General features: G+C 57.6%; 37 protein-coding genes. 8 read left to right on the top strand and 29 right to left on the bottom strand.

What is annotated here, in order from left to right; all coding sequences use genetic code 11:
• Nucleotides 1–139 precede the first annotated feature (139 nt).
• The 8 genes from BM036_RS18120 (at nucleotide 140) to BM036_RS18085 (ending at nucleotide 8,477) form a co-directional block, all read left to right on the top strand.
• Complete coding sequence (locus tag BM036_RS18120) at nucleotides 140–1,252, top strand: branched-chain amino acid ABC transporter substrate-binding protein (RefSeq protein WP_091854937.1); 1,113 nt, start codon at nucleotides 140–142, stop codon at nucleotides 1,250–1,252.
• 84 nt (nucleotides 1,253–1,336) lie between these two features.
• Nucleotides 1,337–2,260: a high-affinity branched-chain amino acid ABC transporter permease LivH gene (gene livH / locus BM036_RS18115; protein WP_091854935.1), complete on the top strand. Its 924-nt coding sequence runs from the start codon at nucleotides 1,337–1,339 to the stop codon at nucleotides 2,258–2,260.
• Nucleotides 2,260–3,531: a high-affinity branched-chain amino acid ABC transporter permease LivM gene (locus BM036_RS18110; protein WP_091854933.1), complete on the top strand. Its 1,272-nt coding sequence runs from the start codon at nucleotides 2,260–2,262 to the stop codon at nucleotides 3,529–3,531. The genes livH and BM036_RS18110 overlap by 1 nt, the downstream gene beginning before the upstream one ends.
• A gap of 3 nt (nucleotides 3,532–3,534) precedes the next feature.
• Nucleotides 3,535–4,290, top strand: a complete 756-nt coding sequence (livG, locus tag BM036_RS18105) for a high-affinity branched-chain amino acid ABC transporter ATP-binding protein LivG (RefSeq protein ID WP_091854932.1) — start codon at nucleotides 3,535–3,537, stop codon at nucleotides 4,288–4,290.
• 3 nt (nucleotides 4,291–4,293) lie between these two features.
• Entirely contained in the window at nucleotides 4,294–4,995 is a 702-nt protein-coding gene (locus BM036_RS18100; RefSeq protein WP_091854930.1) for an ABC transporter ATP-binding protein, read from the top strand.
• Between the two features lie 200 nt (nucleotides 4,996–5,195).
• Nucleotides 5,196–5,657: a DUF3015 domain-containing protein gene (locus BM036_RS18095; protein WP_091854928.1), complete on the top strand. Its 462-nt coding sequence runs from the start codon at nucleotides 5,196–5,198 to the stop codon at nucleotides 5,655–5,657.
• Between the two features lie 97 nt (nucleotides 5,658–5,754).
• Nucleotides 5,755–7,626: an Lnb N-terminal periplasmic domain-containing protein gene (locus BM036_RS18090; RefSeq protein ID WP_091854926.1), complete on the top strand. Its 1,872-nt coding sequence runs from the start codon at nucleotides 5,755–5,757 to the stop codon at nucleotides 7,624–7,626.
• On the top strand, nucleotides 7,596–8,477 hold the full coding sequence (locus BM036_RS18085; RefSeq protein WP_091854924.1) for an alpha/beta hydrolase: 882 nt from the start codon (nucleotides 7,596–7,598) through the stop codon (nucleotides 8,475–8,477). The genes BM036_RS18090 and BM036_RS18085 overlap by 31 nt, the downstream gene beginning before the upstream one ends.
• Nucleotides 8,478–8,533: 56 nt before the next feature.
• On the opposite strand, the gene rplQ is transcribed toward BM036_RS18085, so the two are convergent.
• The 29 genes from rplQ to BM036_RS17940 form a co-directional block, all read right to left on the bottom strand.
• Nucleotides 8,534–8,929: a 50S ribosomal protein L17 gene (gene rplQ, locus BM036_RS18080; protein WP_091854922.1), complete on the bottom strand. Its 396-nt coding sequence runs from the start codon at nucleotides 8,927–8,929 to the stop codon at nucleotides 8,534–8,536.
• 37 nt (nucleotides 8,930–8,966) lie between these two features.
• Entirely contained in the window at nucleotides 8,967–9,971 is a 1,005-nt protein-coding gene (locus BM036_RS18075) for a DNA-directed RNA polymerase subunit alpha (protein ID WP_091854920.1), read from the bottom strand.
• Nucleotides 9,972–10,005: 34 nt separating this feature from the next.
• Nucleotides 10,006–10,626, bottom strand: coding sequence for a 30S ribosomal protein S4 (gene rpsD, locus BM036_RS18070; protein WP_091854903.1), 621 nt, complete (start codon nucleotides 10,624–10,626; stop codon nucleotides 10,006–10,008).
• Nucleotides 10,627–10,641: 15 nt separating this feature from the next.
• Complete coding sequence (gene rpsK, locus BM036_RS18065; protein WP_007153992.1) at nucleotides 10,642–11,031, bottom strand: 30S ribosomal protein S11; 390 nt, start codon at nucleotides 11,029–11,031, stop codon at nucleotides 10,642–10,644.
• 14 nt (nucleotides 11,032–11,045) lie between these two features.
• Complete coding sequence (gene rpsM / locus BM036_RS18060) at nucleotides 11,046–11,402, bottom strand: 30S ribosomal protein S13 (protein WP_091854901.1); 357 nt, start codon at nucleotides 11,400–11,402, stop codon at nucleotides 11,046–11,048.
• Nucleotides 11,403–11,540: 138 nt separating this feature from the next.
• A complete protein-coding gene (gene rpmJ / locus BM036_RS18055) occupies nucleotides 11,541–11,654 on the bottom strand; it encodes a 50S ribosomal protein L36 (RefSeq protein WP_004580765.1) in 114 nt (37 codons plus the stop codon).
• Nucleotides 11,655–11,686: 32 nt separating this feature from the next.
• Complete coding sequence (gene secY / locus BM036_RS18050; RefSeq protein ID WP_091854898.1) at nucleotides 11,687–13,006, bottom strand: preprotein translocase subunit SecY; 1,320 nt, start codon at nucleotides 13,004–13,006, stop codon at nucleotides 11,687–11,689.
• Nucleotides 13,007–13,023: 17 nt separating this feature from the next.
• Nucleotides 13,024–13,458, bottom strand: coding sequence for a 50S ribosomal protein L15 (gene rplO, locus BM036_RS18045; protein WP_091854897.1), 435 nt, complete (start codon nucleotides 13,456–13,458; stop codon nucleotides 13,024–13,026).
• A gap of 1 nt (nucleotide 13,459) precedes the next feature.
• Nucleotides 13,460–13,645 carry a 50S ribosomal protein L30 gene (gene rpmD, locus BM036_RS18040; RefSeq protein WP_091854895.1) on the bottom strand — a complete coding sequence of 62 codons (186 nt, stop codon included), beginning with the start codon at nucleotides 13,643–13,645 and terminating at the stop codon, nucleotides 13,460–13,462.
• Nucleotides 13,646–13,649: 4 nt separating this feature from the next.
• Nucleotides 13,650–14,150 (bottom strand): 30S ribosomal protein S5, encoded by a 501-nt coding sequence (gene rpsE, locus BM036_RS18035; RefSeq protein WP_091854894.1) that lies wholly within the window; start codon nucleotides 14,148–14,150, stop codon nucleotides 13,650–13,652.
• A 12-nt stretch (nucleotides 14,151–14,162) separates the two neighbouring features.
• A complete protein-coding gene (rplR, locus tag BM036_RS18030; protein ID WP_091854893.1) occupies nucleotides 14,163–14,510 on the bottom strand; it encodes a 50S ribosomal protein L18 in 348 nt (115 codons plus the stop codon).
• Nucleotides 14,511–14,519: 9 nt separating this feature from the next.
• Complete coding sequence (rplF, locus tag BM036_RS18025) at nucleotides 14,520–15,053, bottom strand: 50S ribosomal protein L6 (RefSeq protein ID WP_091854891.1); 534 nt, start codon at nucleotides 15,051–15,053, stop codon at nucleotides 14,520–14,522.
• A gap of 9 nt (nucleotides 15,054–15,062) precedes the next feature.
• Nucleotides 15,063–15,455 (bottom strand): 30S ribosomal protein S8, encoded by a 393-nt coding sequence (rpsH, locus tag BM036_RS18020; RefSeq protein ID WP_091854889.1) that lies wholly within the window; start codon nucleotides 15,453–15,455, stop codon nucleotides 15,063–15,065.
• Nucleotides 15,456–15,540: 85 nt separating this feature from the next.
• On the bottom strand, nucleotides 15,541–15,846 hold the full coding sequence (gene rpsN, locus BM036_RS18015; RefSeq protein ID WP_091854887.1) for a 30S ribosomal protein S14: 306 nt from the start codon (nucleotides 15,844–15,846) through the stop codon (nucleotides 15,541–15,543).
• A 12-nt stretch (nucleotides 15,847–15,858) separates the two neighbouring features.
• On the bottom strand, nucleotides 15,859–16,389 hold the full coding sequence (gene rplE, locus BM036_RS18010; RefSeq protein WP_425434112.1) for a 50S ribosomal protein L5: 531 nt from the start codon (nucleotides 16,387–16,389) through the stop codon (nucleotides 15,859–15,861).
• Nucleotides 16,390–16,413: 24 nt separating this feature from the next.
• On the bottom strand, nucleotides 16,414–16,734 hold the full coding sequence (gene rplX / locus BM036_RS18005; protein WP_091854883.1) for a 50S ribosomal protein L24: 321 nt from the start codon (nucleotides 16,732–16,734) through the stop codon (nucleotides 16,414–16,416).
• A gap of 16 nt (nucleotides 16,735–16,750) precedes the next feature.
• Nucleotides 16,751–17,119 carry a 50S ribosomal protein L14 gene (rplN, locus tag BM036_RS18000; protein ID WP_091854882.1) on the bottom strand — a complete coding sequence of 123 codons (369 nt, stop codon included), beginning with the start codon at nucleotides 17,117–17,119 and terminating at the stop codon, nucleotides 16,751–16,753.
• An 18-nt stretch (nucleotides 17,120–17,137) separates the two neighbouring features.
• Nucleotides 17,138–17,404 (bottom strand): 30S ribosomal protein S17, encoded by a 267-nt coding sequence (rpsQ, locus tag BM036_RS17995; RefSeq protein ID WP_091854881.1) that lies wholly within the window; start codon nucleotides 17,402–17,404, stop codon nucleotides 17,138–17,140.
• A 1-nt stretch (nucleotide 17,405) separates the two neighbouring features.
• Nucleotides 17,406–17,597: a 50S ribosomal protein L29 gene (gene rpmC / locus BM036_RS17990; RefSeq protein ID WP_091854880.1), complete on the bottom strand. Its 192-nt coding sequence runs from the start codon at nucleotides 17,595–17,597 to the stop codon at nucleotides 17,406–17,408.
• Nucleotides 17,597–18,010, bottom strand: coding sequence for a 50S ribosomal protein L16 (gene rplP / locus BM036_RS17985; RefSeq protein ID WP_091854879.1), 414 nt, complete (start codon nucleotides 18,008–18,010; stop codon nucleotides 17,597–17,599). Before rplP ends, rpmC begins: the two co-directional genes overlap by 1 nt.
• 12 nt (nucleotides 18,011–18,022) lie before the next feature.
• Entirely contained in the window at nucleotides 18,023–18,706 is a 684-nt protein-coding gene (gene rpsC / locus BM036_RS17980; protein WP_091854878.1) for a 30S ribosomal protein S3, read from the bottom strand.
• A gap of 11 nt (nucleotides 18,707–18,717) precedes the next feature.
• Nucleotides 18,718–19,050, bottom strand: coding sequence for a 50S ribosomal protein L22 (gene rplV / locus BM036_RS17975; protein ID WP_091854877.1), 333 nt, complete (start codon nucleotides 19,048–19,050; stop codon nucleotides 18,718–18,720).
• Between the two features lie 17 nt (nucleotides 19,051–19,067).
• Nucleotides 19,068–19,343, bottom strand: a complete 276-nt coding sequence (gene rpsS / locus BM036_RS17970; protein ID WP_091854875.1) for a 30S ribosomal protein S19 — start codon at nucleotides 19,341–19,343, stop codon at nucleotides 19,068–19,070.
• A 23-nt stretch (nucleotides 19,344–19,366) separates the two neighbouring features.
• Nucleotides 19,367–20,194, bottom strand: a complete 828-nt coding sequence (gene rplB / locus BM036_RS17965) for a 50S ribosomal protein L2 (protein ID WP_091854873.1) — start codon at nucleotides 20,192–20,194, stop codon at nucleotides 19,367–19,369.
• A 17-nt stretch (nucleotides 20,195–20,211) separates the two neighbouring features.
• On the bottom strand, nucleotides 20,212–20,505 hold the full coding sequence (gene rplW, locus BM036_RS17960; protein ID WP_091854871.1) for a 50S ribosomal protein L23: 294 nt from the start codon (nucleotides 20,503–20,505) through the stop codon (nucleotides 20,212–20,214).
• Nucleotides 20,502–21,107, bottom strand: coding sequence for a 50S ribosomal protein L4 (gene rplD, locus BM036_RS17955; RefSeq protein ID WP_091854869.1), 606 nt, complete (start codon nucleotides 21,105–21,107; stop codon nucleotides 20,502–20,504). The genes rplW and rplD overlap by 4 nt, the downstream gene beginning before the upstream one ends.
• A gap of 11 nt (nucleotides 21,108–21,118) precedes the next feature.
• Nucleotides 21,119–21,757: a 50S ribosomal protein L3 gene (gene rplC / locus BM036_RS17950; RefSeq protein WP_091854867.1), complete on the bottom strand. Its 639-nt coding sequence runs from the start codon at nucleotides 21,755–21,757 to the stop codon at nucleotides 21,119–21,121.
• A gap of 76 nt (nucleotides 21,758–21,833) precedes the next feature.
• Nucleotides 21,834–22,145, bottom strand: a complete 312-nt coding sequence (gene rpsJ / locus BM036_RS17945) for a 30S ribosomal protein S10 (protein WP_004580743.1) — start codon at nucleotides 22,143–22,145, stop codon at nucleotides 21,834–21,836.
• Nucleotides 22,146–22,329: 184 nt separating this feature from the next.
• Nucleotides 22,330–22,424 (bottom strand): EF-Tu C-terminal domain-related protein (locus BM036_RS17940; protein ID WP_207545791.1); only part of this gene is annotated, 95 nt, incomplete at its 5' end.

Raw genomic sequence — 22,424 nt, 5'->3', positions numbered from 1 at the left:
CAGAAATTGCCAAAGCTATTGAAATCGTTTTTTGGTCATCCGGACCTGGCTTATATCTCTGGATGATGTTCGCTTACTTTATTTCGGGTTAGTAAGTTCGTTGGTAATAAAGAAAAATCAGAAAAGGCAGGAGCTTCCAATGATCAAGAAATTCACGAAACTCGCACTGGCGACCGGTGTTTCCGCCGCGATTGCCCTACCCGCATCCGCCCTCGCCGAGATCCGTATCGGGATCGCCGGCCCCATGACCGGCCCCGTGGCACAGTATGGTGACATGCAGTTTTCCGGCGCCCGCATGGCCATCGAGCGGATCAACGCCAGCGGCGGTGTTAATGGAGAGAGGCTTGAAGCCGTCGAAGTCGATGATGTTTGTGACCCGAAGCAGGCCGTTACCGTGGCCAATCGGCTGGTCAATGAAGGCGTCAGCTTTGTCGTTGGCCACCTGTGTTCCAGCTCTACCCAGCCTGCGTCAGACATCTACGAAGACGAAGGTATCCTGATGATTACCCCGGCCTCCACCAGCCCCGGCATCACCGAGCGGGGCTATGAACTGGTGTTCCGCACCATCGGCCTGGACAGCATGCAGGGCCCCGTTGCCGCGAACCACCTGATCAGCCTTGACCCACAGCGGGTCGCGGTCATCCATGACAAGCAGCAGTACGGCGAAGGTATCGCCACGGCGGTCCGGGACACACTGGAAGAATCCGGTGTTAACGTGGTGATGTTCGAAGGCATTACCGCCGGTGACAAGGACTTCTCGTCACTGGTCACCAAGCTCAAGCAGGCAGACGTTGACTACGTCTACTATGGCGGCTACCACCCGGAGCTTGGCCTGATTCTCCGCCAGGCCCGCCAGGCCGACCTGGATGCCGTGTTCATGGGCCCGGAAGGGGTTGGCAACAATGACATCAACACCATTGCCGGCGATGCAGCCGAAGGGCTGCTGGTGACCCTGCCACCGAGCTTTGACGAGAAGGAAGAGAACCAGGAGCTGGTCCAGGCATTCAAGGACAAGGATGAGGATCCCTCTGGCCCGTTCGTGCTGACCTCCTACACCGCCGTGCAGCTCATTGCCGACGGCATCGAACAGGCCGGCTCCACCGACCCGTTCGAGGTGGCCGAGGCTCTGCGCGAAGGCAGCTTTGAAACCCCCATCGGTACCGTCAGCTACGACGAGAAGGGTGATATGGAGTCCTTCGAGTTTGTGGTCTACGAGTGGCACGCCGACGGCAGCAAGACCCCCGTCAACTGAACCCAATCCGACTCGACCTCTCCCCGGCAGCCAGGCAGGCTGCCGGGGAGCTCATAACGGTCAGGTTGACGGAGAATACCTTCCATGCAAGACCTGCTCTATTTCTGTCAGCAGCTGATCAACGGACTGACCATCGGTAGCACCTATGCCCTGATCGCCATTGGTTACACCATGGTGTACGGCATCATTGGCATGATCAACTTCGCCCACGGCGAGATTTACATGATTGGTGCCTATACGGCGCTGATCGCCATTACTGGACTGGCAACACTGGGCATTGCCTGGCTGCCCCTGGTGTTACTGGTGGCGCTGATCTGCGCAGTGATCGTTTCCAGTTCCATGGGCTGGGCGGTGGAACGGGTGGCCTACCGGCCGGTTCGCGGCCGACACCGGCTGATCCCCCTGATTTCCGCCATCGGTATGTCCATTTTCCTGCAAAACTACGTACACCTCTCCCAGGGCTCCCGCAATATCGGTTTCCCGGCCCTGATAGACGGTGGTTTTCAGTTAGGCGGTGACGAGAGCTTCCAGCTCTCCATCTCCTGGATCCAGATCACGATCTTTGTCACCACCTTTATCTGTATGTCGGCTCTGTCAGTGTTTATTTCACGCTCACGTATCGGGCGGGCATGCCGGGCCGTCTCCCAGGACCTGGGCATGGCCAACCTGCTTGGCATCGACACCAACCGGATCATCTCCGCCACTTTCGTGATCGGTGCCGCCCTTGCCGCAGTGGCAGGGCTGTTACTGGGCATGTATTACGGTTCGGTGGATCCGCTGTTCGGCTTTATCGCCGGACTCAAGGCGTTCACAGCAGCGGTGCTCGGGGGCATAGGCAGTATTCCCGGCGCCATGCTCGGTGGCCTGATTCTGGGGATTGCCGAAGCCATGACCTCCGGCTACCTCAGCGGTGAGTACAAGGATGTGATTTCCTTCAGCCTGCTGATCCTTATTCTGCTGTTCAAGCCCACCGGGCTTCTGGGCAAACCGGAAGTGGAGAAAATCTGATGGTGGCACAGAACTTCCGACATGCGCTTTTCTGCGCCCTGATCACCCTGATCATCGCCTGGCCGATCATGGGCCTGAAACTGACTGCGGTCGGCACCGAAATCACCGTCGTCGGCGCCAGTGCGTTCACCTGGATTGCGGTGGCATTAGCCGCGGTGATCGTCTTCCTGTTCCAGCTATTCCGTGACAAGGTCATGGTCGGCCTGGGCGCCGTCACCATTCTAGACAGGCTGGCCGACCGGGAGCCTCTTCCGGACGAAAAGCGCCTCCGGCTCGAAAACATTGGCCTGGTGCTGTTGATAGCCGTTGCCCTGATCTGGCCGTTCTTCGTGTCCCGGGGTGCGGTGGACCTGGCCACGCTGGTACTGATTTACATCATGCTTGCCCTGGGCCTGAACGTGGTTGTGGGCCTGGCGGGGCTGCTGGACCTGGGCTATGTCGCCTTCTACGCGGTGGGCGCCTATACCTTCGCCCTGCTCTCCAACTACTGGGGCGCCTCCTTCTGGATGGCCCTGCCCATCGGTGCCTTGCTGGCCGCCCTGTTCGGGCTGGTACTGGGCTTTCCGGTGTTGAGGTTGCGGGGTGACTACCTGGCCATTGTGACCCTGGGCTTCGGCGAGATTATCCGTATCCTCCTCAACAACTGGACCAGCGTTACCGGCGGCCCCAATGGTATTGGCGGTATTCCGGACCCTACCCTGTTCGGCATGGAGTTCGGGCGGCGGGTCAAGGAAGAGGGCAACACCTCCTTCCACGAAACCTTTGGCATCGCCTATTCCAGTGAACACAAGGTGATCTTCCTGTACCTGATAGCCCTGGTGCTGGCAATATTCACTGCCTTTGTCATTCGCCGCCTCATGCGCATGCCGGTGGGGCGCTCCTGGGAAGCATTGCGGGAAGATGAAATTGCCGCCCGCTCCCTTGGCCTGAGCCGAACCGGCGTCAAGCTCTCCGCCTTTACTATCGGCGCGTTCTTTGCCGGCTTTGCCGGTACCGTGTTCGCCTCCAAGCAGGGCTTTATCAGCCCCGAGTCTTTCGTCTTCCTGGAATCGGCGATCATCCTGGCCATTGTGGTGCTCGGGGGGATGGGCTCCCAGCTCGGTGTCATCCTGGCGGCCATTGCGGTCACCATTCTGCCGGAACTGGCGCGGGAATTCTCCGAGTACCGCATGCTCATCTTTGGTGCCGCCATGGTACTGATGATGGTCTGGCGGCCTCAGGGCCTGCTGCCCATGAGACGTCGCCACATCAAACTGAAGGCGGGGGGATAGCACGTGTTGGAAGTACAGAACCTGTCAATGCGGTTTGGTGGCCTGCTGGCCGTGGACCAGGTGTCGCTGGATGTCCGGGAGCACGAAATCGTCTCCATCATCGGACCCAATGGCGCCGGCAAGACCACAGTCTTTAACTGTATGAGCGGTTTTTACCGCCCCACCGGTGGCAAGATCCTGCTCGATGGCAAGGAGATTCAGGGCAAGCCGGATTACCGGATTTCCCGCCTGGGCCTGGTGCGCACCTTCCAGCACGTGAGGTTATTCAATCGCATGACCGTGGTGGAAAACCTGATGGTAGCGCAACACCGTCACCTCAATACCAACCTGCTGTCCGGCCTGGTGGCCACGCCCAACTACCGGGCCCGTGAGCAGAAGGCCCTGGACCGGGCGTCCTACTGGCTGGAACGGGTGGGCCTGCAGGAACTTGCCAACCGGGATGCAGGCAACCTCGCCTACGGCCAGCAGCGGCGACTGGAAATCGCCCGCTGCATGGTCACCGAACCGCGGCTGCTGATGCTGGATGAACCCGCTGCCGGACTGAACCCGGCAGAAACCCGGGAGCTGAACCAGCTCATCATCAGCCTCAAGGAAGATTACAACGTATCGGTCGTGCTGATCGAACATGATATGAGCCTGGTCATGGACATCTCCGACCGCATCAACGTGATCAGCCAGGGTCGCCCCCTGGCCACCGGTACGCCGGAGGAAGTCCGCAACAACGACGAAGTTATCAAAGCCTATCTGGGGGAAGCCTGACCCATGCTGTTACTGGAAGATGTTCATACCCATTACGGCAAGATCGAGGCACTCCACGGGGTCTCTGTGGAGGTCAATCAGGGCGAGATCGTATCCCTGATCGGCGCCAACGGGGCGGGTAAAACCACCTTGCTGATGACGGTCTGCGGCACGCCCCAGGCCAGCGCTGGTCGCGTGCTGCTGGAGGACCGGGATATCACCCGTCTGCCCACGTCGGAAATCATGCGCTCGGGCATCGCCATCGTCCCTGAAGGGCGTCGGGTGTTTCCAGGCCTTACGGTGGAGGAAAATCTGTACATGGGGGGGTTCTTCAATAACCGGACGCAGAACGAACAGGGAATTCGCCATGTGTACGACCTGTTTCCCCGGCTAAAGGAACGGGAACACCAGCGGGCGGGCACCATGTCCGGCGGCGAGCAGCAAATGCTGGCGATTGGCCGGGCGCTGATGAGCAAGCCACGGCTGATGATCCTGGATGAACCGTCCCTGGGGCTGGCCCCGCTGGTGATCAAACAGATTTTCGAGATCATCGCCCAGCTTCGCGACGAGGGCATTACGGTGTTCCTGGTGGAACAGAACGCGCACCAGGCGCTGCAGCTGGCGGACCGGGGCTACGTTCTGGAAACCGGTCGCATCCGCCTGCAGGACACCGGCGCCAACCTGCTGGCCAACCCTGATGTCCAGGCGGCCTACCTCGGGGGTTAGAACGGCTACCCGGGAACGAGGACCAATCGAGAATTTTTACTACATATCAATGAACAAGGTTGGCCTTTATCCTGACTTGGCTATACTTGTCTGGAACGGTTGGGCCCCGGAGAGTCACCGGGGTTGATGCCGTAGGAGTGGGCGACCGGACCGGCCCCGCTTCGCATTAGCGACGCAAAATGATAATCAAGGAGCAGAACATGAAAAAACTGATCGCAGGTGCCATCCTTCTCGGCGCATCCAGCATGGCCTTCGCACAACCAGGCTGTGGTGTTGGCGCCATGATCTGGAAGGGCCAGTCAGGCATCGCCCCCCACGTACTGGCGGCGACTACCAACGCCACCTTCGGCAACCAGACTTTCGGCATGACCACTGGCACCCTGGGCTGCCAGACCAACCAGTCGGTCCAGTCCATGGCCATGTATATGGACAGCAACATCGACAAGGTTGCCCGTGACATGTCCCGCGGCTCCGGTGAAAACCTGGAAACCCTGGCCGTTCTGCTGGGCGTTGATGAAGCCGACCGCGGCGAGTTCAGCCAGCTACTGCAGGACAACTTTGCCGTTATCTTCCCGACCTCTGACACCACCTCAGACCAGGCGGTGGATGCCATCGTGGCACTGCTTGAGCAGAATCAGCGCCTGAGCAAATACGTCGCCTGATACGTCAGCGCCCAGCGGCAGCCTGCAATTCAGGCAGGCTGCCCACCCCCTTTCGAGGGCACCACGCCAGCCGTTCACCCACAAGATTCCCTGCTGCATGCCAATCCGCACCTTGCCAGCCCTGATAATCGGGCTATCGCTTTGCACCACCGCCCAGGCGGAACAGCCCGGCACCATCACCCGACTTGCCAGCTCCGAGGCCTGGTTAACACTGGGGCACTATCACCCGGACACACTGGGATCCGGTTATACCAGTCAGGCAGATGATGACGACTTCTTCCTCAGCCCGAACGGCAAGGCCAACCCGGAAGCCGAATTGCGGGCCACTATCGAGGCCATTACCCGGCCCGCTAGCGGTAACGACAACGATCACGCCCGTTGTGAATTTCCGGCGCGGGACGCATGGATCCGCTCTCGCCTGTCACTGCGGGAACCGGAGGTGACCTGTTCCGATTACAACGACTGGAAAGCTGAGCTTAACACCGAGGCGGTAACCCTGGTTTTTGCCGCCTCGTACCTTAACAGCCCCTCCTCCATGTTCGGGCACACCTTCCTGCGACTGGATCCACCCCGAGAAGACGGCGAAACCAACCTGCTACTCGCCAACACCATTTCCTATGCGGCAGACGCGGCCGAACATGACAGTGAAATCCTGTTTGCCTATCGCGGTATCTTCGGCGGTTACCCGGGGATTACGGCGGTCCAGCCCTACTATGAGATGATCAAGGTCTATTCCGACATAGAGAACCGTGACCTCTGGGAATATCGCCTCAACCTCACCGCTGCCGAAGTGGATCAGATGCTGGCGCACACCTGGGAGATCCAGGACCGCAACTTCGATTATTACTTCTTCGATGAAAACTGCGCCTACCGGCTACTGGCGCTGATTGATGTGGCCCGGCCGGGTACGCAACTGCTGGACGAGGTCAGCACCCACGCAATCCCCTCGGATACCATCCGCTGGGTGGTGGACCGGGGCCTGGTCGAGGAGATCCACTACCGCCCTTCCGCTGCTACCCGCGTCAGCCATTCCCTCGGCGAGCTGAGTCCAGACGAACGCCGGTTGGCCGCAGCCATCGCCAACGGCTATGTGGCAGTGGACGACGACGAGGTGCAATCCCTCGCGCCCCCGGCACAGGCCCGGGTCCTCGATGCCACCTACGACTATGTACGCCACCAGACACAGGCTGAAGAGTGGCCGCGCGACTTCTCAGCACCTCTCTCCCATGACCTGCTCGTGGCCCGAAGCCGTCTCCAGGACCAACCTTCCCTGGGCTCGCCTGCAAGGCCAGAGGTACGCGACGATCAGGGCCACGACACGATGCGTCTGGGGATCAACACCGGCAGTACGGGAGAACGGCGCTATAGCGAGTTATCGCTACGGGCGGCCTACCATGACCTGCTTGACCCTCCCGCAGGCTATCGGCCAGGCGCCCAGCTGCAATTCCTGAGGCTGGATGCACGGCTCTACCACGATAAACAGGAGCTTCAGCTGGAGAACCTCGTAGGCGTGGAGATACGCTCGCTGACACCCCGGGACGGGTTCTTCAAACCGCTGTCCTGGCAGGTCGGCTTTGGTGGCCGTCGTGCTGAACTCGAGAATGGTGACCGGGCCTTCACGCCCTATGTGGATGGCGGTGCCGGCGGCTCCTGGCGGATCACTAACCGGATCCAGGCGCTGGCATTACTGACCGGAGACCTTGAGATTAGCAAGCACCTGTCACGCGGATACGACATCGCCCCCGGCGCTGACCTCGCCCTGCTACGCCAGGACCACAGACTCAGCGTGATGACCGGCCTGCGCAGCAAGTCGTGGGTTGTCGGCGAGCACCACCGGGAAGATGAACTGTATATGCAGGGCGCGTGGCATATAGCGCGGGATTACAGCGTGAGAGCCCAACTCAGCCGAACCCATCACTACGACAGGTACGAAACCTCATGGAAGCTCGGATTCCACGCTTTCTTCTGATGCCGCTGGTGGCAGCCTTTGCTGCATTCCAGGCCGGATGTAGCGGTTTGTTCTTCTACCCGGACCAGCAGGTATACATCACCCCGGACCGGCTCGAACTGGCTTATGAAGATGTATGGCTGGAAACACCGGACGGCGAAACCCTCCATGGCTGGTGGTTACCGGCCCAGGGAGAGCCCAGGGGAGATGTCTATTTTCTCCACGGTAATGCCCAAAACATCAGCAGCCATGTGCTAAACGTCGCCTGGCTGCCTGAGACCGGCTACAACGTCTTTCTCCCCGACTACCGGGGGTACGGAAGGTCGACGGGCGCTACCGACCTGGAGGGGGCCCTACACGATGCAGAAGCCGGCCTGCGTTGGCTTGGCGAACGAACCGATGGTAAACGGCCTCTTTACCTACTGGGCCAAAGCCTCGGGGGCGCATTGGCGATCACCCTCGCCAGCGAATGGGTTCCACGACAGGAAAGGCCTGAACTGAGTGGTGTGATCGTGGATAGCGCTTTCTCTGGCTTCCGCGCCATCGCCCGGGAGAAACTGGCCGGATTCTGGCTGACCTGGCCCCTGCAGGCCCCTCTCAGCTGGACCATCCCTGATGACTACGAGGGAGTCGACCGCATCGGCGACATCAGTCCGGTTCCGGTGATGGTGATTCACAGTGTCCGGGACGGCATCATCCCGATCCACCATGGCCTGGCGCTGTATGAGGCGGCTGAACAGCCCAAGCGTTTCCTGCGAACTGACCTGCCCCATGCAGGGACTTTCCTGTTGCCCGAATACCAGCGTGCGGTGCTCGAGTTCATGGAGAACCCTGCAGAGACAGCGGCCTCCTCCCTGAAGCACTCACCCTGAACGAAAAAAGCCGGGAACCTCTCGGCCCCCGGCTTCTTCCTTAAACCACGAAGAACTTATTCTTCGTCGTCCATCTCTTCAGCTTCCACATCCAGCGGACGACCGACCAGCTCGACAAATGCCATGGGGGCATTGTCACCGGCACGGAAACCGCACTTGAGGATGCGAAGGTAGCCACCCGGACGCTCGCTGTAACGCGGGCCCAGTTCGTCAAACAACTTGGCGACGGCTGCATCGTCACGCAGGCGGGAGAACGCCAGGCGACGATTAGCTACCGAATCATTTTTTGACAGTGTGATCAACGGCTCGGCTACCCGGCGAAGCTCTTTGGCTTTCGGGAGCGTTGTCTTGATCAGCTCGTGCTCAACCAGTGACGCAGTCATGTTACGGAACATGGCCTTGCGATGCGCACTGGTCCTGCTGAACTTACGACCACTCTTACGATGACGCATTGCTCTGATTCCTTACCTTAAACTACCAATACGGCGATCAACCGCCCAGAACCCGGTCATCACCACGAAGGCTTGCCGGCGGCCAGTTGTCAAGGCGCATACCCAGGGACAGGCCACGTGAGGCCAGAACGTCCTTGATTTCGGTAAGCGACTTTTTACCCAGATTAGGCGTCTTCAACAGCTCAACTTCAGTACGCTGGATAAGATCGCCGATGTAGTAAATATTCTCTGCTTTGAGGCAGTTTGCTGAACGGACCGTCAGTTCCAGATCATCGACCGGACGCAGCAGAATCGGATCAATTTCTTCCTCTTCCTCGACGTTCTCCGGCTCTTTTTCATGATCGAAATCGACAAACACGGCAAGTTGCTGCTGGAGTACCGTAGCGGCCCGGCGAATCGCTTCTTCCGGATCAATGGTACCGTTGGTCTCCAGGTCAATAACCAGCTTGTCCAGATCGGTGCGCTGCTCAACACGGGCACTTTCGACCGCGTAGGCGACACGACGCACCGGGCTGAAGGTGGCGTCCAGTTGCAGGCGTCCGATCGCACGGGTCTCGTCTTCGTCGAGCCCCCGCTGATCGGCAGGCTCGTAACCACGACCGCGAACCACCTTCAGACGCATGTTCACTTCACCCTTTTCGCTCAGGTGACAGATAACATGGTCCGGGTTGGTCACTTCAACGTCGTGATCCAGCGCGATATCGCCGGCGGTCACGACACCCGGGCCTTTCTTGCTGAGGGAAACCTCAGCTTCGTCACGCCCGCCCATTTTCACGGCAACGCCCTTGAGATTCAGCAGAATCTCGATGACGTCCTCCTGGACACCCTCAATTGCACTGTACTCGTGCAGAACACCGTCGATCTGCGCCTCGGTAATGGCGCAGCCAGGCATTGAGGACAAAAGGATCCGGCGCAGGGCACTGCCCAGAGTATGACCAAAGCCACGCTCGAGCGGCTCCAGGGTCACCTTGGCGCGAGTGGTGCTCAGCTCCTTCACGTCAATGGTACGAGGTGTCAATAACTCATGTACTGAACGCTGCATAGACGCCCCTATCTGCTCTCGTTGCTAATGGACTTTACTTGGAGTAAAGCTCGACGATGAGGTTCTCGTTGATGTCCGACGACAACTCGGTACGCTCTGGTACCGACTTGAAGGTGCCGGTCATCTTGTTGGCGTCAACCTCGACCCATTCAACCGGGGCACGACTCGCGGCCAGCTCCAGTGCACCTTTTACGCGCAGCTGGTTCTTCGCCTTCTCACGGATGCTCACCACGTCGCCAGGACGGACCTGGTAGGACGGAATGTTCACCGGCTTGTCGTTCACCAGAACCGCCTTGTGGGATACCAGCTGACGCGCTTCAGCGCGGGTCGAGCCGAAGCCCATGCGGTAGACCACGTTGTCGAGACGGGTTTCCAGCAGCTGAAGCAGGTTCTCACCGGTAGCGCCCTTGATCCGGGCAGCTTCCTTGTAGTAGTTGCGGAACTGCTTCTCCAGTACGCCGTAGATACGACGAACTTTCTGTTTTTCACGGAGCTGTACGCCATATTCGGACAGCCGGCCACGACGAGCGCCGTGCATGCCCGGGGGTGTTTCGATGTTGCACTTGGAATCCAGTGCACGAACACCGCTTTTCAGGAAAAGATCTGTCCCCTCACGGCGAGACAGCTTACACTTTGGACCTATGTAACGTGCCATATCTCACTGTCTCCTTTAAACGCGGCGCTTCTTGGGCGGACGACAGCCGTTATGGGGAATCGGCGTCACATCAGTTATGTTTGTGATCTTGTAGCCGCACGCGTTAAGCGCACGAACTGCAGATTCACGCCCGGGCCCGGGACCCTTAACCTCTACGTCCAGGTTTTTAAGGCCGTATTCAGCAGCCGCATTACCGGCTCTTTCAGCTGCTACCTGCGCAGCAAAAGGTGTGCTCTTGCGTGACCCACGGAAACCGGAACCACCAGAGGTGGCCCAGGACAGGACGTTGCCCTGACGGTCAGAAATGGTCACGATAGTGTTGTTGAAGGACGCGTGAATATGCGCGACGCCATCAACAACCGTCTTTTTCACCTTTTTACGGGTACGTGTACCTGGCTTTGCCATGTTTGCCTACCTGTTTACTTTCGGATCGGTTTGCGAGGACCTTTACGGGTGCGCGAGTTGGTCTTGGTGCGCTGGCCACGAACCGGAAGGCCGTGACGATGGCGCAGACCACGGTAGCAACCGAGATCCTTCAAACGCTTGATGTTCATCTGAACTTCACGACGCAGATCGCCTTCCACGCTCAGCTTGCCCACTTCGGTACGAAGGGTCTCGAGCTGATCGTCGGACAGGTCCTTGATCTTGATATCCTGCTGGATACCTGCTGCATCGCAAAGCTTCTGGGCTGCTGTCTTGCCAACACCAAAGATATAGGTCAGCGAGATAACAGCATGTTTGTTGTCGGGTATATTGACACCGGCTATACGTGCCATCCAGATTACTCCGCGTTCAAAGCTTTGCTGTGTGAATTTTCCGCCACAAAAAGGGCGCGAAATAATAGCGCTTGACCCCCTAAGGAGTCAAGCGCTATCAGTCAAGCCCTAACCAGGGCCAGTGCGATTCAGACCGAATCAGCCCTGGCGCTGCTTGTGACGAGGCTCCGTGCAAATGACCCGGACCGAGCCATTGCGACGAATTACTTTGCAGTTACGGCAAATTTTCTTTACCGAAGCGCGTACTTTCATTGTCGACTCCAGATTTCAGTGGGGCTGACGAATCAGCCCCGGCCATAGCCCTTGAGGTTGGACTTCTTCATCAGAGATTCATACTGATGGGACATCAGGTGTGACTGCACCTGGGCCATAAAATCCATTACCACGACTACCACAATCAGCAGCGACGTACCGCCCAGATAGAACGGAACATTCCCTGCCACCATCAGGAACTGGGGAAACAGGGATACCGCTGCGATATACATTGCACCGAACAGGGTCAGTCGAGTCAGAACCCCATCGATATACTTGGCGGTCTGCTCACCTGGGCGAATGCCCGGAATAAAGGCACCCGACCGCTTCAGGTTGTCAGCGACTTCCTTCGGGTTGTACATCAGTGCTGTATAGAAGAAGCAGAAGAATACCACTGCCGCTGCGAACAGGATGATGTACAGAGGCTGACTGGGGGCCAGCGCCTGGGAGACCGAGCTCAACCACTCCATCCCTTCACCCTGTCCGAACCACTGCCCGAGAGAGGCAGGGAACAGCAGGATGGAGGAAGCGAAGATGGGCGGAATAACACCGGCCATATTCACCTTGAGCGGCAGGTGACTGGACTGCTGGGCGAACACCCTGCGGCCCTGCTGACGCTTGGCGTAGTTTATAGTAAGCCGGCGCTGACCACGTTCCATAAAGACGACGAAGCCAACCACGGCAACCGCAAGGATGCCGATTCCCAGAACCACCAACAGGCTCATTTCCCCACTGCGGGCCTGCTCAAGGGTCTGCCCGATCGCACCGGGAAGCCCGGCGACGATACCAGCGAAGATCAGCAGCGAAATACCGTTACCGATACCACGCTCTGTGATCTGCTCACCCAGCCACATCATGAATACCGCACCGCTCACGAAGGAGACCACGGCAACAAAGTGGAAACTGAAGCTGTCGTTGAAGGTAACGCCCTGGGACGCCAGCCCCATGGAGATACCCATACCCTGCACCAGGGCCAGCACAACGGTACCATACCGGGTGTACTGGCTGATTTTGCGGCGCCCGGACTCACCCTCTTTCTTGAGCTGCTCAAGCTTGGGGCTCACCGCCGTCATCAACTGCATGATGATGGACGCCGAGATGTAGGGCATGATGCCGAGGGCGAAGATACTCATCCGCTCAAGCGCACCACCGGAGAACATGTTGAACAGGCTCAGGATAGTTCCCTGATTCTGGTCGAACAGTGCCGCCAGGCGATCCGGATTGATTCCGGGTACGGGAATATGCGCGCCAATCCGATAGATCAGCAGTGCCAGGACGACAAACCACAGCCGCGAACGCAGCTCTGCCAGTCCCTTTCCCGCGCCCGCAGGCATTGATGATGTCTTGGCCATGCAGTCCTCGACTCGCCTTATTCTTCGACTTTGCCACCCGCGGCAGTAATTGCCTCACGAGCACCCTTGGTCACCTTGAGACCCTTCACGGTTACCGGACGGGTCAGCTCACCGGAAAGGATCACACGCGCAGCGCGGATTTCCTCACGGATCACATCGGCTTTCTTCAGGGCTGCCAGGTCAGCGACGTCGCCTTCAACCTTTGCCAGCTCGTTCAAGCGGATTTCCGCTACGTAACGCTGCTGACGTGACGTGAAGCCGAACTTCGGCAGACGACGAGCCAGCGGCTGCTGGCCGCCTTCGAAGCCAGGCGCAACTGAGCCACCGGAGCGGGACTTCAGGCCCTTATGACCACGACCGCCGGTCTTGCCCAGGCCACTACCGATGCCACGACCAACGCGCTTGGCGGACGGGCGCGAACCCGGTTCCGGACTAAGTTCGTTCAGACGCATCTTAGTTCTCCTCCACCCGTACCAGGTAGCTCACCCGGTTGATCATGCCGCGGATGGACGGTGTATCTTCCACTTCCACGGTATGACCGATTTTACGAAGACCCAGGCCCCTCACGCACAGCTTGTGCTTGGGCTGGCAGCTAATGGGGCTGCGGGTCAGTGTAACCTTGATTGTCTTGTTCGCCATGACTTCAACCCAGAATATCTTCCACGGTCTTGCCGCGCTTGGCTGCAACATCTTCAGGCGCGTTCATTGCCTGGAGACCCTTGATGGTAGAACGTACCACGTTGACCGGGTTGGTTGACCCGTAACACTTGGACAGTACGTTCTGCACACCGGCTACTTCGAGTACCGCACGCATCGCTCCACCGGCGATGATACCGGTACCGTCGGATGCCGGCTGCATGTAGACCTTGGAGCCGCCATGCTGTGCTTTGACCGGATACTGCAGGGTGGTGCCGTCAAGTGCAACGTCCACCATGTTCTTGCGCGCAGCTTCCATGGCCTTCTGGATGGCAACCGGGACTTCCCGGGCCTTGCCACGACCGAATCCGACACGGCCCTTACCATCACCCACTACAGTCAGTGCAGTGAAGGCAAAGATACGGCCGCCCTTGACCACCTTGGCTACGCGGTTGACCTGAACCAGCTTTTCCTGGAGCTCAGGCGCCTTCTGTTCGTTAACGCTCATCTTCTCCACCTCTTAGAATTGCAAGCCAGCTTCACGGGCGGCGTCGGCCAGGGCCTGAACGCGGCCATGGTAACGGTAGCCGGACCGGTCAAAAGCGACCTTTTCGACACCAGCAGCCTTGGCACGCTCAGCAATCAGCTGACCAACCTTCTTGGCTGCTTCCACATTCCCCGTAGCACCCTGACGCAGGTCCTTGTCCAGCGTCGAGGCAGAAGCAATAACCTTGCTGCCATCAGCGGTGGTGATCTGGGCGTACATGTGCCGCGGTGTACGATGTACACAGAGGCGGTCAGTGCCCAGCTTACGGATCTTCATGCGCACCTTACGTGCGCGACGCAATCTTTCAGTATTCGCGCTCATAGTCCCGCCTTATTTCTTCTTGGCTTCTTTGCGTCTGACCTGCTCATCCGAGTAACGAACACCCTTGCCCTTGTACGGCTCGGGCGGACGGAACGCGCGGATTTCAGCAGCGACCTGGCCAACCTGTTGCTTGTCGATCCCGCGAATAACAATCTCCGTGTTGGACGGAGTTTCAGCGGTGATCCCCTCGGGCAGCTCATACTCAACCGGATGGGAGAAACCCAGTGTCAGGTTGACCTTCTTGCCCTGTGCCTGCGCACGATAACCAACACCGGTCAGGTTGAGCCTGCGCTCGAACCCTGAAGACACACCGTTAACCATGTTGTTAACGAGTGCGCGGGTTGTGCCAGCAAGAGCGCGGGACTGTTTGGCACCATCACGGGGAGCGAACCGCAGGACGTTTTCGTCCTGGGTGACTTCCACCGCCTGGTGAATGGTGAAATCAAGCGCTCCCTTGGAGCCCTTTACGTTAATGTCCTGTCCGTTCAGCTTAACCTCAACACCGGAAGGCAGCACGACAGGATTATTGGCAACCCTGGACATGTCTTTCTCCTAGAATACGGTGCAGATGACTTCGCCACCGACGCCGGCAGCGCGCGCAGCGCGGTCTGTCATAACGCCCTTGGACGTTGACACGATAGCGACACCGAGGCCACCTGCCACTTTGGGCAGCTCGCCTGAGCCTTTGTACTGGCGCAGACTGGGGCGACTGACCCGCTTGATTTCCTCAATAACCGGCTTGCCACCGAAATACTTGAGGGCAATGGTCAGCTCCGGCTTGGCATCAGCTGAGACGGAAAAATCCTCTACGTAGCCTTCATCCTTCAGGACCTGGGCTACCGAGATCTTCATCTTGGAAGACGGCATGGCCACGTCGGCCTTCTGTGCCATCTGTGCGTTACGGATACGGGTAAACATATCCGCAAGCGTGTCTTGCATGCTCATTGGTATGAGGCTCCTGATCTTTTTAGTTGTGCAGCGGCTTGCCGCACCGCTTACCAACGATCACCGCGACGAGTCGCGGTGACACTTACCAGCTTGACTTGGTCAGGCCCGGAACATCACCACGCATGCCGTATTCACGGAGTTTGATCCGTGAAAGCTCGAACTTGCGCAGGACGCCGTGGGGGCGACCTGTCACCTGGCAACGATTGCGAAGGCGTGAGGGGCTCGCATCACGAGGAAGCTGTTGAAGCTTCATCTGAGCCTCCCAGCGCTCGTCGTCGCTGGTATTCGGGTTCTTGATAATTGCCTTGAGCTCCGCACGCTTGGCAGCATATTTCTGCACTGTCTGTTCGCGCTTGAGCTCACGGTTCTTCATGGAAACCTTTGCCATGTCACTCGTTCCTTATTTCTTGAACGGAAAGCCAAAGGCTTTCAACAGTTCGCGGCCTTCATCGTCGGTTTCAGCAGTCGTGGTGATGGTGATATCCAGACCACGGATCTTGTCCACCCGATCATATTCGATCTCGGGAAAGATGATCTGCTCACGTACACCCATGCTGTAATTGCCACGACCGTCGAAGGACTTGGGGTTGAGGCCCCGGAAGTCCCGCACGCGGGGAATGGCAATATGAACCAGGCGATCGAAGAAGTCCCACATACGCTCACCGCGCAGCGTTACCTTACAACCGATGGGCCAACCTTCACGTATCTTGAAGCCGGCCACAGACTTGCGGGCCTTCGTCACAACAACCTTCTGGCCTGCCAGACGCTCCAGATCTGCAACGGCGTTCTCGATCAGTTTCTTGTCACCGACCGCTTCGCCGACACCCATGTTCAGGGTGATTTTCTCGATACGCGGCACCTGCATGACGTTCTTGTAGCTGAACTCTTTCTGCAGGGCAGGTACCACTTCCTGACTGTACTGCTCTTTCATGTTAAGCATCGTAACCACCACCCCTTACTGGTTATCGACAGCTTCGTTCGTGGACTTGAAGATCCGCACCTTGGCGCCGTCTTCCTTGATCTGGAAGCCTACGCGATCGGCCTTGCCGGTCTGCGGATTAAAAATAGCCACGTTGGAAGCCTGGATAGGCGCTTCTTTTTCGACGATGCCACCCGGGGTGCCGAGCATCGGATTCGGCTTGGTGTGTTTCTTCATCATATTGATGCCAGACACTACCAGCCGACCGTCGTCCTGAACTTTCAGGACCTTGCCGCGCTTGCCCTTGTCTTTACCCGTGGTCACGATGACTTCGTCATCTCGTTTGATCTTTTTCATAACCGGCCTCTAGTCCTTACAGTACTTCGGGTGCCAGTGAGATAATTTTCATGAACTTCTCATTTCGCAGTTCGCGGGTCACCGGTCCGAAGATACGGGTACCGATCGGCGCGTCCTGGTTGTTAAGAAGTACTGCTGCGTTGCCATCAAAGCGGATCAGTGACCCGTCCGGACGACGGACACCCTTGCGAGTGCGAACAACAACAGCATTGAGGACCTGGCCCTTCTTCACCTTACCGCGGGGAATGGCTTCCTTGACGGTTACCTTGATGATATCCCCCACCCGTGCATAACGCCGGTGTGAGCCGCCCAGGACCTTGATGCACTGCACTTGACGCGCGCCGCTGTTGTCAGCGACTTCAAGCATGGTTTGAGTCTGAATCATGGTTGTTCTCCGGGCGAATTACACCTTGGAAGCGCGTTCGGTGACTTCAACCAGAGCCCAACTCTTGTTTTTCGAGATGGGGCGGGTCTCCTGGATGGTTACCAGATCACCGATGTTGCACTCATTCTGTTCATCATGAGCCTGGATCTTGGTGGAGCGCTTTATATACTTGCCGTAAAGCGGATGCTTCACCTGACGCTCCACCAGAACAACGATGGACTTCTCCATCTTGTTGCTCACGACCTTGCCGCTAAGGGTTCTGGCAGTTTTGGTAGCTTCAGTCATGTTACTGTCCTGCCTTTTCATTCATTACCGTTTTCACACGAGCAATGTCGCGCTTCACCTTGCCGAGAAGGTGACTCTGATTCAGCTGACCTGTCGCCTTACGCATACGCAGGTTGAACTGCTCCTTCAGGAGGTCGATCAGCTCTTTGTTCAGCTCGTCGACTGACTTCTCACGCAGCTCTGTTGCTTTCATCACATCACCGTCCTCGTTACAAAGGTGGTCTGAACGGGCAGCTTGGCAGCGGCAAGAGTGAACGCGTCACGTGCCACTTCTTCGGAGACCCCTTCCATCTCGTACAACATACGACCTGGCTGAATCTCTGCTACCCAGTACTCGACAGAACCCTTACCTTTACCCATACGTACTTCAAGCGGCTTACTGGAAATCGGCTTGTCCGGGAAGATCCGGATCCAAATTTTCCCACCTCGCTTGATCCGACGAGTCATGGTACGACGGGCCGCCTCAATCTGGCGTGCTGTTATACGTCCACGAGTCGTCGCCTTCAATCCGTATTCACCGAAGCTCACCTTGTTGGCGCGCTGGGCGAGACCGGTGTTACGGCCTTTCATTACCTTTCGGAATTTGGTGCGTTTTGGCTGCAGCATACGAGTGCCCCTTTACTTGGAACCTTTCTTGCGAGAGGCATTCTTGTCAGCACGGACTTCGTCCATACCACCAAGAATCTCACCTTTGAAGATCCATACCTTTACGCCGATGATGCCGTAGGTGGTCTTCGCTTCATAGGTGGCGTAATCAATGTCTGCACGCAGGGTGTGCAGCGGAACGCGACCTTCACGGTACCACTCGGAACGGGCGATTTCGGCACCCCCGAGACGTCCGCCAACCTGGATCTTGATGCCCTTGGCGCCCTGGCGCATTGCGTTCTGAACCGCGCGCTTCATGGCACGACGGAACATCACACGACGCTCGAGCTGACCGGCAACGTTTTGCGCTACCAGCTTGGCATCCAGGTCCGGCTTGCGGACTTCTTCGATGTTGATGTGCACCGGCACGCCCATCTTCTCGCTGACTTCGCGACGAAGACGGTCAACATCTTCACCCTTCTTGCCGATAACAATACCGGGACGGGCGGTATGGATCGTGATTCGGGCATTCTGAGCAGGGCGCTCGATCACGATCTTGCTGACTGACGCCTTTTCAAGACGCTTTTCCAGGAATCCGCGAACCTGAATATCATTCAGCAGTTTATTCGCGTAGTCCTTCTTCTCCGCATACCAGATGGAGTTGTGCTCTTTGACAACACCAAGCCGGATGCCGGTTGGATTTACTTTCTGACCCATCTGAGCATCTCCTACTTGTCGGCGACCTTGACGGTGATATGACAGGTGCGCTTCATAATGCGGTCAGCGCGCCCCTTGGCTCGAGCTTTGATCCGCTTGAGCGTCGGACCCTCATCCACCATGATGGTGGAAACCCGCAAATCATCCACATCAAGACCTTCGTTGTGCTCAGCGTTGGCAATGGCGGACTCAAGAGCTTTCTTGATGATCACCGATGCCTTCTTCGGGCTGAAAGTCAAAATGTTCAGGGCGTCCTCAACCGCCTTGCCACGTACCTGGTCAGCGACAAGACGTGCTTTCTGAGCAGAGAGGCGAGCGCCCTTGTACTTGGCTGCTACTTCCATTTCTTTTCCCCTCACAATCAGCGTTTAGCTTTCTTGTCGGCTGCATGACCACGATAAGTCCGCGTTGCCGCGAACTCGCCCAGCTTGTGACCGACCATATCTTCGGTCACGTACACGGGCACGTGTTGCTTGCCGTTGTGGACTGCAATGGTCAAACCGACGAACTCCGGAAAGATCGTGGAACGACGGGACCAGGTTTTGATCGGCCGCTTGTCATTCGCTTCCAGAGCTGTCTCGACCTTCTTCAACAGATGCAGGTCTATAAAAGGACCTTTCTTCAAAGAACGTGGCACAGCAATTACCTCTATGTAGTCGTTTACTTGGCCGAACGACGACGTACTATCATCTTGTCAGTACGCTTGTTCTTACGAGTCTTATGCCCTTTGGTCGGAACACCCCACGGAGTAACCGGGTGACGCCCGCCAGAGGTACGCCCTTCACCACCACCATGCGGGTGGTCAACTGGGTTCATAGCAACACCACGTACTGTTGGCCGTTTGCCGCGCCAACGTGATGCACCCGCTTTACCAAGCTGCTTGAGGCTGTGCTCGCTGTTGGATACTTCACCCAGCGTTGCACGGCAATCTACAAGCACCTTACGCATTTCACCTGAGCGCAGGCGGATAGTGGCGTAAGCCCCTTCCCTTGCAACCAGCTGTACGGATGCGCCCGCGGAGCGAGCCAGCTGGGCACCTTTGCCAGGCTTGAGTTCGACGCAGTGGATCACGGAACCGACCGGAATGTTCCGGAGCGGCAGCGTGGAGCCCACCTTGATCGGCGCGTCGATACCGGAGCGCACAGGATCACCGATCTGCATACCTTTGGGAGCGATGATGTAGCGACGCTCGCCATCGGCGTACTTCAGCAGTGCGATGTGCGCAGAGCGGTTAGGATCGTATTCCAGGCGCTCAATGACCGCCGGCACTCCATCCTTGTTCCGCTTGAAATCGATTACACGATAGTGCTTCTTGTGGCCACCACCGATATGGCGGGTGGTGATCCGTCCGAAATGGTTACGACCACCGGACTTGCTCAGTGTCTCAACCAACGGCTCGTAGGGGCGCCCCTTGTGCAGGTCCGGGTTGTAAAGCTTTACAACGTGACGGCGTCCGGCAGATGTTGGTTTGGTTTTGACGATCGGCATATTACGACCCCTTTACCTTATTCCACATCCAGAAAATCGATGTCCTGACCTTCCGCCAGCTTCACATAAGCCTTGCGAATGTCATTACGCTTGCCGAACCCGCGGATAGTGCGCTTGAGCTTACCCTTACGGTTCAGAACCTGAACACCTTCGACGGTGACGTTGAACAGCTGCTCAACGGCTTTCTTGATCTCCGGCTTGGTGGCATCGGGTGCCACACGGAAAACAACCTGATTGCTTTCCGCCACCAGAGAGGCTTTTTCTGATACGTGCGGTCCCAGAAGAACCTTGTAGATACGTTCCTGATTCATCCCAGCATCTCCTCGATCTTCTTAAGAGCCGGAACGGTAACCACAACCTTCTCAAAGGCAACCAGGCTTACCGGATCAAGGCCTGCAACGTCGCGCACATCTACGTGCGGAATGTTGCGGGACGCCAGATGAAGGTTCTGCTCTACATTCTCGGCGAGGATCAGGGCATTGCTCACACCCAGACCCTTCAGCTTTTCGTTGAACGCCTTGGTCTTGGGGCTGTCGACATTGATATCGTCAACCACAACCAGCCGCTCCTGACGAACCAGCTCGGAAAAAATGGACTGCATCGCGGCACGGTACATCTTGCGGTTAACCTTTTGCTCAAAGCTCCGAGGCTTCGCAGCAAAGGTCACACCACCGGAGCGCCAGATCGGGCTGCGGATGGTACCAGCACGTGCACGACCGGTGCCCTTCTGACGCCAGGGCTTCTTGCCGCCACCGCTGACCTCAGAACGGGTCTTCTGAGCCTTGGTACCCTGGCGAGCGCCTGCCATATAGGCAGTAACGACCTGGTGAACCAGAGACTCGTTGAACTCTTTGGCGAAAGCAGCATCGGATACGGATACACCTTTGCCGCTACCAGTAATTGTCAATTCCATCGCACCGCTCCTCAGGCTTTAACTGCAGGCTTGATGATCACGTTGCCGCCGGTCGCACCGGGAACAGCACCACGGACCAGCAGCAGATTGCGCTCGGCATCAACACGCACCACCTCAAGATTCTGAGTGGTTACCTGCTTGTTACCCATCTGGCCAGCCATCTTCTTGCCCTTGAATACCTTGCCCGGAGTCTGGTTCTGACCAATGGAACCCGGAGCACGGTGAGACAGGGAGTTACCGTGGGTGGCATCCTGCATGGAGAAATTCCAGCGCTTTACGCCGCCCTGGAACCCCTTACCTTTGGACTGGGCAGTGGCATCAACGATCTGACCGTCTTCAAATACAGTAACGGTGAGCTCGCCGCCAGCCTGAAGATCTTCACCTTCACCGTCAGCCAGGCGGAATTCCCACAGACCACGACCGGCTTCAACACCCGCTTTCGCGTAGTGACCGGCCTGCGCCTTGGAAACCCGGGAGGGACGACGATTACCGACAGTCACCTGGACCGCGCGATAGCCATCGCTTTCGAGAGTTTTCAGTTGGGTAATGCGGTTGGCTTCAACCTCGATTACCGTTACGGGCACTGCTTGCCCGTCTTCCGTAAAAATACGGGTCATACCGGCCTTACGACCGACTACACCAATTGCCATGTTTCACCTCTTAAGTGTACGGGGCTCGCACCCTCTATGGCCTTAGGACAGTTACACTGACCAATACCAGGCGGTATTAGCCGAGGCTGATCTGAACGTCTACACCCGCTGCCAGATCAAGCTTCATCAAAGCATCTACTGTCTTTTCCGTCGGCTCAACGATGTCGAGCAAACGCTTATGAGTACGGATTTCGTACTGATCACGCGCGTCTTTGTTGACGTGCGGAGAAATCAGGACGGTGTACTTTTCCTTCCGCGTCGGCAGAGGGATAGGTCCACGCACCTGAGCGCCGGTCCGCTTGGCGGTATCGACAATCTCCTGCGTGGACTGGTCGATCAGGCGATAATCAAACGCCTTCAACCGGATTCGAATCTTTTGGCTTTGCATGATGCACCAAACTCCACTCGTAGCAGCTACTATTAGCCGACCTTCAAAAAAAGGAGCCGCATTGTATGCATAATACCCAGCACTGTCAAGCAGCTCTAAATCTGCCCAACCTTGCTGATCATGCGTATCTGCGGAACAGAAAAAGGGGCTGCGTTGCAGCCCCTTTTCCGGATCACCGGATCACTTACTCGATGATCTTGGATACCACGCCGGCACCAACGGTACGGCCACCTTCGCGGATCGCGAAGCGCAGACCATCTTCCATGGCGATCGGAGCGA

It is taken from the genome of Marinobacter segnicrescens (assembly GCF_900111555.1).
GTDB classification, from domain to species: Bacteria; Pseudomonadota; Gammaproteobacteria; order Pseudomonadales; family Oleiphilaceae; genus Marinobacter; species Marinobacter segnicrescens.
Note: the sequence above shows the minus strand (reverse complement) of the source record. Positions and strands in the feature narration are given on the sequence as shown.